General features: G+C 36.4%; 12 protein-coding genes. 2 read left to right on the top strand and 10 right to left on the bottom strand.

Translation table 11 applies throughout. The annotated features are described in order from the left end of the window. Positions 1–6: 6 nt before the first annotated feature. The 6 genes from ABWU69_RS00070 to ABWU69_RS00035 form a co-directional block, all read right to left on the bottom strand. Positions 7–1,503, bottom strand: coding sequence for a proton-conducting transporter membrane subunit (locus tag ABWU69_RS00070; RefSeq protein WP_265034854.1), 1,497 nt, complete (start codon positions 1,501–1,503; stop codon positions 7–9). 508 nt (positions 1,504–2,011) lie between these two features. Beyond that, entirely contained in the window at positions 2,012–2,368 is a 357-nt protein-coding gene (locus ABWU69_RS00055; protein ID WP_265034852.1) for a holo-[acyl-carrier-protein] synthase, read from the bottom strand. Next, positions 2,365–3,633 (bottom strand): proline--tRNA ligase, encoded by a 1,269-nt coding sequence (gene proS / locus ABWU69_RS00050; RefSeq protein ID WP_265034850.1) that lies wholly within the window; start codon positions 3,631–3,633, stop codon positions 2,365–2,367. Before proS ends, ABWU69_RS00055 begins: the two co-directional genes overlap by 4 nt. Before the next feature lie 60 nt (positions 3,634–3,693). Beyond that, positions 3,694–4,143 (bottom strand): hypothetical protein, encoded by a 450-nt coding sequence (locus tag ABWU69_RS00045; RefSeq protein ID WP_353285168.1) that lies wholly within the window; start codon positions 4,141–4,143, stop codon positions 3,694–3,696. Next, on the bottom strand, positions 4,091–4,852 hold the full coding sequence (locus ABWU69_RS00040) for a hypothetical protein (protein ID WP_353285167.1): 762 nt from the start codon (positions 4,850–4,852) through the stop codon (positions 4,091–4,093). The genes ABWU69_RS00045 and ABWU69_RS00040 overlap by 53 nt, the downstream gene beginning before the upstream one ends. A gap of 305 nt (positions 4,853–5,157) precedes the next feature. Beyond that, the gene (locus ABWU69_RS00035; RefSeq protein WP_265034845.1) at positions 5,158–5,961 is read right to left on the bottom strand and encodes a hypothetical protein; all 804 of its coding nucleotides are present in this window, start codon (positions 5,959–5,961) and stop codon (positions 5,158–5,160) included. A 258-nt stretch (positions 5,962–6,219) separates the two neighbouring features. Here ABWU69_RS00035 and ABWU69_RS00030 point away from each other — a divergent pair, with 258 nt between their 5' ends. Then, positions 6,220–6,402: a hypothetical protein gene (locus ABWU69_RS00030; protein ID WP_265034844.1), complete on the top strand. Its 183-nt coding sequence runs from the start codon at positions 6,220–6,222 to the stop codon at positions 6,400–6,402. Positions 6,403–6,793: 391 nt separating this feature from the next. On the opposite strand, the gene glyA is transcribed toward ABWU69_RS00030, so the two are convergent. Together glyA and ABWU69_RS00020 are read right to left on the bottom strand one after the other, a co-directional pair. Continuing rightward, complete coding sequence (glyA, locus tag ABWU69_RS00025; protein WP_265034843.1) at positions 6,794–8,071, bottom strand: serine hydroxymethyltransferase; 1,278 nt, start codon at positions 8,069–8,071, stop codon at positions 6,794–6,796. 40 nt (positions 8,072–8,111) lie between these two features. Then, on the bottom strand, positions 8,112–9,338 hold the full coding sequence (locus ABWU69_RS00020) for an MFS transporter (RefSeq protein WP_265034841.1): 1,227 nt from the start codon (positions 9,336–9,338) through the stop codon (positions 8,112–8,114). A 513-nt stretch (positions 9,339–9,851) separates the two neighbouring features. Between ABWU69_RS00020 and ABWU69_RS00015 the strand changes: the two genes are divergently transcribed. Beyond that, complete coding sequence (locus ABWU69_RS00015; RefSeq protein WP_353285166.1) at positions 9,852–10,340, top strand: hypothetical protein; 489 nt, start codon at positions 9,852–9,854, stop codon at positions 10,338–10,340. A gap of 45 nt (positions 10,341–10,385) precedes the next feature. Here the strand turns inward: ABWU69_RS00015 and ABWU69_RS00010 are convergent, their stop codons facing one another. Both ABWU69_RS00010 and hemE read right to left on the bottom strand, forming a co-directional pair. Beyond that, entirely contained in the window at positions 10,386–11,579 is a 1,194-nt protein-coding gene (locus ABWU69_RS00010) for a pyridoxal phosphate-dependent aminotransferase (protein ID WP_265026046.1), read from the bottom strand. Between the two features lie 69 nt (positions 11,580–11,648). Next, positions 11,649–12,644, bottom strand: coding sequence for a uroporphyrinogen decarboxylase (gene hemE / locus ABWU69_RS00005; RefSeq protein ID WP_410541786.1), 996 nt, complete (start codon positions 12,642–12,644; stop codon positions 11,649–11,651). Between the last annotated feature and the right edge of the window lie 20 nt (positions 12,645–12,664).

Genomic DNA, 12,664 nt, shown 5'->3' with positions numbered 1-12,664 from the left:
TTACATTTAAAACATTATTTGGTAGCTAAAAAAAATAACTAAAGTGCATGTAGCAGTAATAACTGGAGGTAAAACTAGAAGAATTGGCGTTTTTTTAATAAAGTAATTCTGAGAAGGTTTTAAGAAAAAGGCATTGTAAATTATCGGTAAAAAGTACAGAGCGTTAAGTATAGTACTAACAATTAACACTAGAGTTACAAACACAGAAAGTATTACATTGCCAGAGTTGAAAACAGCTTGAAAAATGAGAAATTTACCCCAAAAAGTCGGAGCAGGCGGCACCCCTATCATAGACAATGCACCTATAGCAAATGCTGTCATGCTAATTGGCATACTGCGTCCTATACCGTGAATCTTATCTATATATTTCTCGCCTGTTTTCGTTATTATTGCTCCGGCAACGAAAAACAAAGTGATTTTTGCAAATGCGTGGCAAACCAATTGAAAAATTGCAACCTCCATGCTGAGCTCACTAAAAATTGAAGCAAATAATATAATATACGACAATTGAGAGATGGTAGAGTAAGCAAGCAATTTCTTTAATTCTTTTTGCTTTAGTGCAATCAATGATGCAGTAATAATAGTAAATCCAGCAGCGTACGGAAGCCACCCTCCAGCAAACCAATTTTGCTGCACAAAACGTTGCATGTTATCGACGCCGAAAGTGTATAATATAACTTTTATGATGATGAAAACTCCGGATTTCACAACAGCAACAGCATGTAATAGTGCACTCACAGGAGTTGGTGCAACCATTGCTTTTGGTAACCAAAAATGCATTGGCATTAATGCAGCTTTTCCTATTCCGTAAATCAGCATAGCAAAACACACTGCAATGAAAGTGATGAGTGAAGTATCAAATTTGAATATTCCACCACTTACAAAGTCTAAAGTATGAAATTCATTATATAAAAGGCCTATTGCAGGAAAAAATAATACCAAAGAAGAGAAAAATAGCACGCCAAAGTAATAGCGTCCTGCAATCATTGATTCATTTGTTGAGTTGTAAGTAATCAGAGGGTATGTACTAATAGTTAGAAGCTCATAAAAGACAAATGTAGTGAGCAAGTCTCCAGAAAAAGCAATAAACATTGCACAGCTAATCGATATTGAAAAAAAGCATAGAAAACTCGAGTGATTGCTATCAGCATAGTTATTCTGCATATAACATATTGCATATATACTGGTCAGTACCCATAAAAAAGATATTAATAAACTGAATATTACTCCGGTAGACTCTAGCTTTAAACTAATGTGCAAATTATTACCAAAATCCATGAGAATAAATTGAGAATGATCACCATATACCCAATATAAAGTGCACAGACACGTATACGTAAACAGAAGTACAGAAGAAGTGACAGTAATACTATTGTTCACTCTGGACCATTTACCAGTAAAAAAGGTAACAAAAGCACTTAAAAGCGGAATCAACGCAGTAATTAATAAATAATTCTCGGTAATTGAAAATGGTAAGGAAAGATACATTAAGATATAGTCCATTAAATTTTCTGCTTAGGTAAAGCTAGAATTATACTCAAATCATAGAAAAACTGCTATGTTTTTTTGGTAAACTAGTTGTTTGTGTATGCTATAGCTATACCGCCGCGGTATCTCTAGATCCCGCTAACTAGTAGCGGGATGACGAATTTGTCGTTACGTCATACCGCGATTCATTCGCGGTATCTCATCCGCTAACTAGTAGCGGGATGACGGTTGTCAGGGTGTAATCCCAGTGCCCCTATGATGTCATCCCAGTGCCCAGACACTGGGATCCAGAAAACTTAATTTCAACCAAGTGGCTGCATAATAAAGGCTGGATTCCAGTGCCAAGCACTGGAATGACAGCAATCTACGTCATACACCACGAACCGTCATACCGCCGCGGTATCTCAGCATAGATTCCGCTAACTAGTAGCGGAATGACGGTTTTTCAAATTGTCGGTAAATCTAAGTCAGCTTAGCTATATAGATAGCATAAAGTCAACTGCATAAATTGAAACAATATCTGCTAGACGCAAATTACAACAAATGCAGTAGCGTAATCTCCATCGTCACTCAGAGAAAGATGAATTTTGGAGATAAAATCCTTTCTGACAGCAAGATGTGGCTTGCCTCTTACATCATTGTATATTTCTATATCTTTCATTATAATGCCCTGACCACTGCCTAGTGCTTTAACAAAAGCCTCCTTTGCCGCAAAGCGCTTAGCAAAATACCTTGCTCGCATTTCTTGACTATTATACTTTCTACTTAGCTCTATTTCTTTTTCAGTGTAGATTCTATTGAGAAATTTTTCCCCGTATTTTTGTAATATTCTCAACACTCTTGGTATATATACTATGTCAGTGCCGATACCGTGTATCATTTTGTGCTAAAGTGATTTATTGCTTCTTCAATCTGCATTTCCTTTACCTCTCCAGTTGCTCTATTTTTTACTTCAACTATCTTTTCATCTATTGCCTTTTTTCCGACAATTATTTGCCACGGCAAGCCTATCAGATCCATTCTAGAAAATTTTACTCCTACACTCCCTTCCGTATCGTCGTAAAGCACTTCATCGCTTTTCAAAGCTTTGTATATTTTATCTGCAGCCTCCGTTACTTTCGTTTGTAAATTGATTAAACCAATTCTGAAAGGAGCCACCGATTCTGGCCAGATAATTCCTTTATCATCATGAAAAGCTTCTATTATCGCACCAACAAGTCTTGAAACCCCAATGCCATACGAACCCATATGTATATTGACATTTTTTCCATCTTGAGAAGTAACACTTGCCTTCATAAGCTTTGAGTATTTGTCGCCAAAATAAAAAATATGCCCTATTTCAATACCTTTACTAACATTTAACTGCTCTTGCGGCACAAGGCAAGTTTTAGGATCATGCATATCATCTGCAACTGCGTATATACTCTTTAAACTTTCAACATCTTCACTTTCTAGTAGTTCAGAAAATTTATTGTCATAATATAAAGTGCTCTCACCAGTGTTTGCCAATATATGAAACTCGTGGCTCAAATTTCCTCCAATTGGCCCCGTATCAGCTCGAACTCCAATTGGAGTAAGTCCCATGCGTTTGAAGATTTTTATGTAAGTTTTGTACATCAAATTATATGAATTCTGTGCACTTTCGTAATCCACATCAAAACTATACGCATCCTTCATCAAAAATTCCCTACCCCTCATAACACCATAACGTGGTCTTACCTCATCACGAAATTTCCATTGAATTTGGTATAAACAAAGTGGCAAATCTTTGTAACTTTTTACCACATCTCTAATTAAATCAGTTGCCACCTCCTCATGCGTTGGACCGAAAAGCATATCTTCCTCATGCCTATCCTTTATACGCAACATTTCCTTACCGTAATCATCGTAACGCCCTGATTCTCGCCAAAGATTTGCTGGTTGCACACAAGGCATTAACACTTCAATAGCGCCAGATTTATCCATTTCATCTCTGATGATGTCTTCAATATTTTTAAGCACGCGCAGACCAAGTGGTAACCACGTATAGATGCCAGATGCTATCTGCTTTATTAAACCTGCACGTAAAGAATATTGATGGGAGATAATTTTAGCATGAGCAGGCTTTTCCTTTAAAGTTGGTAGGTAATATTTAGGTAAACGCATATAATAGATCTGATTGTATTAAACAATCTTAATACAATCAGACTTGTAGGTAAACTTATTTTAAGAAGAGCGTGGAACACCTCCCTTTGAAGCAGAAAATTTTGCGTGGTCCTCGATAGGAGGAATAGATGAATCTTGCACCTTATTATCCACTGGGTTAACACTCTTTACTTGTGCTGCAGAAGGTGAATCAACACACGAACTTGGTGGCTCCTCTGTCTTTTGTTCAGAATATGACGGAGATGCGGCTCTAGATCCTATACCACTGTCAAGACCCCCGCTTCCTTCTTCCTTGCTTGATGGGGAATTTGTGTGTTTTGTCTGCTCCTCTTTTTCCTGCTCTGGCTCTATTTGTTCGTGTCCATCTTCATTACTTGTCCAGCTAGACTGCTCACTTTCACTATCTGAGGGTGCCATGACTGCTAATCTCTCCTCAAGTGCCTTTTTAAGATCTGAATCATTCCCATTCCTCTTCCTTCTCTCTATCTTGCAATTTATCAACTCTCGCATTATACTCTTCTTGTGTTTCTTTTTTGTCAGTGCCCTTATTACTTTGTACTGCATCCAATTCCTTAACATGCTTCAACTTAGGATCTTTTTTTATCTGTTTAAGCAGAGCATTTCCATGATCTGTTTTTAGATAAGGACTATCAGCTTTTCTTGGCAAAGGAGTTCCATTTGAATTTGGAGCAGGCGATGGAGGTGGTGGTGGTACTGCACCACTTGATAGAGATGAAGGGAATTGTGGTACACTATGTGGTACTTGAGAAGATGCTGTATCACGTATTTGCGGAGGCTGTGAAGGGGTAGGCACACTTGATTTATCCTGCGAACTAGTACCACTATCAACTTTTATCTGTGATCCACTATCTTGCTTAACAGGCTTATCAAATTCTTTTCTAATTGGCTTACTTTCCAGATTAGTACTATTTTCATGCACAAGTTTTTGTGGTTCTTGAGATGCAGTATGGCCGGATTCTTCTCCACTAAGATCTATTTTTTTCTTATCACCAGCTCTAGAAACGGCCAGTCTAATAAGACATATCACTGAAACCAGCGCAACAATCGCAGAAACAGCAAAAATTGCTAAAGGAACTGCTTCAATTGCACCAGAACCAGAAACTGCTGCAATAACATAAGGAAGATGTATATAAATTGCAACGGCAGATACACATAATGATAAAGCAGCAATTGAAATTTTAAGGTTAGATGTAGACATTTTTTACCTCATTAACCAATGGGATACTAACAATAACTAGATTATCAACAGTGTCAATAATTAATTATGAAAAATAAAGTTGCAATTTGAATAGATAAGCTATAAGCAATATACAACCAGCAATAGCTATACAATAGACTTCTTGCATGACCCAAACTAAGTAGAAAGAAGATGAATCAACACACGAACTTGGTGGTACCGGTGGCTTCCCTGCCTTTGGCACAGAATGTGACGGAGATGTGGGTCCAGATCCTGCATCACCTTCCTTTTCTTTCTGCTCTGGCTCTTGTTGTTTGTCTTCATCTTCACTTATCTATGACTCTGCCCCCTTTTGCCTTTATAAGCCCATCCATTCTTGCAATATACCCTTCTTGTGTTTCGCCCTCAAAACGCTTCAACTTAGGACCTGCTTTTATCAGTTCAAGCATCTTTATTCTCTCAGCTCTTACTAGATTAGGATTATAAGTTTTTTCTTGCGAAGAAGTTCCATTTGAATTTGGAGGAGGAGGTGGTGGTGGTGGTACACTATCACGTGTTTGCGGAGACTGTGAAGGGGAAGTAAGCACACTTGATTTATGCTGCGAACTAGTACCACTATCAACTTTTATCTGTGATCCACTATCTTGCTTAACAGGCTTTTCTTGTGGTACATGAGAAACTGCTGTATCACGTGTTTGCGGAGGCTGTGAAGGAGAAGTAGGCACACTTGATTTATCCTGCGAACTAGTACCACTATCAACTTTTATCTGTGATCCACTATCTTGCTTAACAGGCTTATCAAATTCTTTTCTAATTGGCTTACTTTCCAGATTAGTACTATTTTCATGCACAAGTTTTTGTGGTTCTTGAGATGCAGTATGGCCGGATTCTTCTCCACTAAGATCTATTTTTTTCTCATCACCAGCTCTAGAAACGGCCAGTCTAATAAGACATATCACTGAAACCAGCGCAACAATCGCAGAAACAGCAAAAATTGCTAAAGGAACTGCTTCAATTGCACCAGAACCAGAAACTGCTGCAATAACATAAGGAAGATGTATATAAATTGCAACGGCAGATACACATAATGATAAAGCAGCAATTGAAATTTTAAGGTTAGATGTAGACATTTTTTACCTCATTAACCAATACAATAATAATAACTAGATTATCAACAGTGTCAATAATTAATTATGAAAATAAAGTTACAATTTGAATAGATAAGCTATAAGTAATATACGACCAGCAATAGCTATACAATAGACTTCTTGCATAACCCAAACTAAGTAGAAAAAAGGTATAGCTAACACGTCATACCGCCGCGGTATCTCTTAGCCGCTAACACGTAGCGGAATGACGGTTGTCAGGGTGTCATCCCAGCACCCCCTATGATGTCATCCCAGCGCCTCTATGATGTCATCCCAGTGCTCCTTTTTTTGTCATCCCAGTGCCCAGACACTGGGATCCAGGAAAGTTTGCTTGTTTACAAGCAAACTAGCATAGGAAGTGGTTACAACGTTTTCGATGAGATTATATGGAAAACTGGATTCCAGTGTCAAGCACTGGAATGACATCACAGGGGCACTGGAATGACACCTCTCTTGGGCTCTTTTAGCTATAAACATTAAGAAATTTACCAAATAAAAAAAAGGCAAAAGAAGCCCCGTGGTGCGAGTTTTGACCCTATAATAATTTAAACTGGCGCTGTAATAATGTGCTAACGCTTAAAATAAGCGCGATTTGGCTGAATGTAGAAAAAATAAAAAAGACATGCAGCCGCTATAATTTTATGTAATCCGCCAATAAATACCCTGAGTTTTTTACTGAATTTTGTCATTGAGCCTGCAGGTCAAAAACAAGTTTTGAGTCATAAATACCCTTATTGTCATAATAAGGGCGCTGGCGGAGCTTGTCAAGGAAGTTTTTTCGTTTCTACCAGCTACTTAAATGACGCCACATAAATTAATAAATAGGAAAATTACTACAAATCCTTTCAACTTTAGTTTTTACTGCTTTTTCGACACTTGAGCTATTTCCGCTAATTAATCCCTGAACCACTTCATTTATTAGACCAGCTATCTCTTTAAAATTTTCTGCCTCAAGTCCGCGTGTTGTTTCAGCAGCAGTGCCAAAACGGAGCCCTGAAGTGATGGTCGGCTTCTCTGTATCAAACGGTACAGAGTTTTTATTGCAGGTAATGCCAGCCCTCTCAAGGCTATCTACAACGTCTTTTCCAGTTAATTTCTGTGATCTTAAGTCAACTAGCACTATATGAGAGTCAGTGCCACCGGTTATAATGTCGAGTCCATGCTTTTGCAATTCTTGAGCTAGTACTTTCGCATTTTCCACGACTTTCTTGCTATAAGTTTTAAACTCTGGCGCTAATGCTTCTTTAAATGCAACAGCTTTTGCAGCTATCACATGCATAAGTGGCCCGCCCTGCAATCCTGGAAAAACTGCAGATTGAATTTTTTTGTGCAATGCTTCATCATTGGTCATCACTATTCCACCACGAGGACCACACAAAGTTTTGTGAGTTGTGGAAGTCATAACATGTGCATATTCAGCAGGAGACGGATATTCGCCTGCTGCAATAAGCCCCGCATAGTGAGCAATGTCTGCAAGCAAATAAGCACCAACTTTATCTGCAATTTCGCGAAAGCGTTTGAAGTCCATTTTTCTTGGATAAGCAGAAGCACCAGCTATGATCAATTTTGGTTTATGCTCCAGCGCCAGCTTTTCTATCTCATCCATATTGAGCAGATAAGTGTCTTTATTTACTGTATATTGAATCGACTTAAACCATTTACCAGAAAGGCTTGGCGCCGCACCGTGAGTTAGATGCCCACCACAATTCAGTGACAATCCAAGTATTGTATCACCTGGAGTAAGTAATGATGCAAAAACTGCTTGATTTGCCTGAGAACCAGAGTGAGGCTGAACATTTGCAAATTTTACACCAAACAACTTACAAAGTCTTTCTATAGCCAGACTTTCAACTTTGTCCACATGCTCACAACCACAGTAATACCTTTTGCCTGGATAACCTTCTGCGTATTTATTAGTCAGAAAAGAGCCTTGTGCCTCCATTACCGCTTTGCTTGCAAAATTTTCTGATGCAATTAATTGCAATTGTGATTTTTGGCGTTGCAATTCTTTTTCTATAGATTGATAAACCTCGTTATCAAAAGACTTTAAACTATTTTTAGAGCCACAGATTTTTTTTAAAATACTCATCATAGATCGAACCTCGCTTTAATTTTAAGATGCACAAGCAATTTTAAGACTGCTTGTCCTGCTTTTTTAACCATAAGAGCCCAAAAACAGCTATTAGCAAACATACAGGAATAATAGATGTTGCTTTTATCAGCAATTCAGCACTATACACAGGATTTCCTTGTATCACTGTCTTATCCCAACATAAATCTATTATCTTTGCGATTCCAGTGTGAAAAAAATAGCCAAAAACCATGACTATCATATTTGACACAGCTGTAGCCAAGCCTACCAAGTTATTATTCACATAACTTAGTGCTTTATAAATTGTAACTACTTGATATCCAGATGCGAAACCAATAATAAAAAGCGTAGGTAATACAACATACAAGCCACCAATCTGAGTAAAAAGTAATAAAAAACCGGCGATCATTGCAAAAGAACATGCAATAATTGTTTCATAATGTTTATTTGGATATTTCTCTAGAAAGTAAGCCAAAAAGAACGATCCAGCTCCCATGCCTACAAATATGAGAGAAGGAAGTAAAGATGCTAGATCTGCGGTCATTTGATATACTTCATACAAGAACGTTTTTGCCCAAGCATCAGCAAAACCCTGCAATGGACCAACCATCAAGCCACCAAAAAAGCCGATTAGAATGACATGTTTGTTGAAAAGTACAGTTTTTAAATCCTGAAACATATTATCATTTACACTCACTTTTTTCTGGTCATTACTGCTTGGCGTTATAAAGAATAACAGTAAGGCAAGTAAATAACCAAATGCTGAGAAAGTGTAAATAACATAGTCCCAACCAAATTTATCGAGTAAGAAGTCCAGGGGTAATCCACCACAAGTAGCTCCTAATAACCCTATTATTATAGATAAGCTGGCCATTCTTGCTGATTTTTCTTGCGAGAAATACATGCTTGCAACTTTAAAGATTCCAATTGCTGAAGCGGATGACCCAATTCCCACAATTATTCTTCCAATTATTGAATAACTCCACTCATCAAAGCATATAAGCGGTAATGTTCCGGTAAATGTCAAAATGGTACAAGCAGGCAAAACAAACTTTGGTCCAAATCTATCGAGGAAAAGACCAATAGGTATATGAGCTAGCGTATAGCCTACATAGTATAACCCGCCAAACTGGCCAACATCTGCAATACTTATGTTAAATTTTGTTATCAATTCAGGCGCAATTATGTTTGGGATTACACGTAATATATATTGGTATGCATAAAACAGTGACGCCAACAACCAGATTAAAAAATTCCTCTGCAACATGAATCTCATCTAAAATTTAGGATTATAGATACTTTAGTTATAAAAAACAAAATAAATATTTATCAAAATTTTATAAATACTTATTTCGATCTATTGAAATTTAATATAGATAACTAGCGTAAGCAACTATACATATTAACTAAATCTTCCAGATCCCAGATTGGTATGGCAGAGGGTAATGTAAAAAGTCTATTTTACTTTTGCAATTTTTAAAAGAGACTTTTTATTTTACTTACAATTTTTTCTACCATATCTACAACTGGCTCATGAATAAGGTATATGAAAAAAATTACACCACAAATGATAAGTACATTTATGATTTTGCCCTTATTCATCTTTATCTTGAGCTTCACTTTTTTTACAAGATCCATTTTATTTATGTTTTTATTTCATGCTGACAATTATATCTTAAATATCATAATTTTCAGTAAAATTTGACTTCAGAAGTACCCTATTAACTCAATATTAACCTTTCTACATGTAAAATAGTTAATATAACATTGAGGTAGGCTGATGAACATAAGCACAATAGATAATACACTGCAAAATTACATAACAAAATATATCGAACAAACATTCGCTACACACGTGCTAGGCAATAGATACGACAAATTGTACAGGAAACTTCTAAGTGGTATAGAAGAGATAATAAAACTCACTATAAACGAAGCAAAACATTATGACAAAAGTTTGGAAAATCTATATAACGATTCAATATTTAATAAGAAATTTATTCAAGCTGTTGCTAAACATCAGGTGTCGGAATTTTTAAATACTCACCCGAAAAGAAAAGAAATTGTTGCAGAATTTTACAATGAACATCACATTAACGAAAGTGATTTAAAGACTCTGGAAAAGGGGAAAGATTTAGTAAATAAAATAAATAATATTAACCTACTGCAACGAAGTGAAAAAAATGAGGAATTCAATATTAGAAAGACACTTGCTCAATCAATAAAAATGCCTTCCATAGAAAAACACAAGTTAGAACATTCAAAATAACCTTAGCGAAGTATGGCAAAATATACAACTTATGGATAGTCTATTTCATTTTAACTCCTGGCACGCTTTAGTAATACTATCACATCCAATTTCTAATTGTTCCTGAGAAGTTGCATAAGAAATTCTGATAAAATTTTCTAGACCAAATGCAATTCCTGGAATTACAGCAACTAAATGATCTTCCAACAAGTATTCGGTAAAATCTAAATCATTATTTATTATCTTACCACTTTTTGTGCTTTTATTGAGCAATCCTTCACATGAGACAAATAAATAAAACGCACCTTGTGGAACAGATGCTGATAATCCCGGAGCAGAATTTAGCTTTTCCACCATAAAATCTCTACGACTCTTAAAAATCCTTGTTCTTTCTTTCAAAAAACTATGGTCACCGTTTAATGCTTCAACTGCTGCTGCTTGTGCTATCGAATTTGGATTAGAAGTGCTCTGAGACTGCAGCGTAGAGATAGCTTTTACCACATCACTCCTACCTGCAATATACCCTATCCTCCAGCCTGTCATTGCATAAGCTTTTGACACTCCATTGACCACAAAAACTCTGTCATAAAGCTTCGACTCAACCTGAGCGATAGTAAAAAATTTTCCGTCGTATATTATATGCTCATAAATATCATCTGTAACAATATTCACATGTGGATATTCAAGCAATATCTGTGATATATCTTTCAATTCGTCATACGTATACACAGCTCCTGCTGGATTATTTGGCGAGTTAAGAATTAACCATTTAGTCTTTTTAGTTATTTTGTTTTTCAATAATTCCGGTGTCAGTTTAAAATTTTGTTTGCACTCTACCACAACTGGCAGGCCGCCAAAAAGGTTTATCATATCAACATATGAAACCCAATAAGGAGCTGGAATAATAACTTCATCTCCAGAGTTAATTGTTGCCATGAACAAATTGAATAACACCTGCTTAGCACCTGTACCAACACAGATTTGGTTAAGCGTGTACTCGAGGTTATTATCCTTTCTTAACTTATTAATTATTGCTTCTTTCAGCTCACGCGTTCCATCAACAGTAGTATATTTAGTTTTACCTTCACTTATTGCTTGAATAGCTGCTTTTTTTATATGATCTGGAGTATCAAAATCTGGTTCTCCTGCAGCTAAAATACAGATCTTTTTTCCTTCATTTTTCAACTTATTTGCCTTATCAGTTACAGCAATCGTAGGTGATGGTTTTATTAGGGACATTCTTTTTGCAAGGTCTGACATATCTTACTGAAGCTAAATTCAAATGATAAACCCTGTACAACAAAAAAGCTAGGAATTTTGTGTATTGTATTAGTAGCTTTTTACCAGGTTTACCAACGCAGCAATATTTTCAACTGGAGTATCAGGGAGTACTCCATGTCCGAGATTAAATATGAAGGGTAAATCTCTAAAGCAATCTATTATACGTTTTGCTTCTTTGATTGCTTCCGTTTTATTATAGGCTAAAAGATTAGGATCAAGGTTTCCTTGTAGAGGGATTTTTAGATTCGCTTTTGCCCATTCTATTGGAACATTATAATCTATACTTACTGCAGATACACCTGTTTGTTCGCAGTAATCCTTATAAAGATTTCCAGCAGACCTTGGAAATCCTATTATTGGAAAATCAGAAAATCTATCCTTTATTGCCAAGATAATTCTCTTTGTTGGTTCGATAACATATTCTTTAAACAATGGTTCCGATAATGCACCAGCATTACTGTCAAATATCTGAATAACATCTGCTCCAAATTCTATCTGTTTAATTAGATAAATAATCGTTGCTTCCGTTATTCGTTCAATTATTGCCTTCAAATACGAAGGATAAAAATTTAATACTTTGGAAAAAGTTTTGCTGCTCCCACCTTCTATGATGTATGAGGCTACTGTCCATGGTCCACCAGCAAATCCTATGAGAGATTTTTCTTTTGGTAATTGGCTTCTGACTTTTTTTATAGCGTTTAGAATTGGTAAGGTTTTAGTTTCAATGTCTTGTGGACTTTTCAATTCTTTAGGATTTTCTATAGGTTTTATTCTCGGGCCCACATTGCGCAGGAAATTCACGTCACAACCCAAAACATCAGCTATTACTAAAATGTCTGAAAAAATTATCGCCGCATCCACGTCAAATCTTGTCACCGGCTGTAATGTCAATTCTGTCACTAAATCTGTGTTGTAGCATATCTCCATAAAATTATTCATATTCTCTACTGCTTTGCGGTACTCAGGAAGAGACCTGCCAGCCTGACGCATTAGCCAAATAGGCACTCTTTCACTTGGCTCATTTCGTTTGATAACTTCTACTATTGTTGTTTTACTGCTTTCCA

Origin of the sequence: Wolbachia endosymbiont (group A) of Beris morrisii (assembly GCF_964028185.1) — a bacterium.
Classification (GTDB): Bacteria; Pseudomonadota; Alphaproteobacteria; order Rickettsiales; family Anaplasmataceae; genus Wolbachia.
The sequence above is the reverse complement of the archived record's forward strand: the minus strand, read 5'-3'. Positions and strand labels throughout refer to the sequence as shown.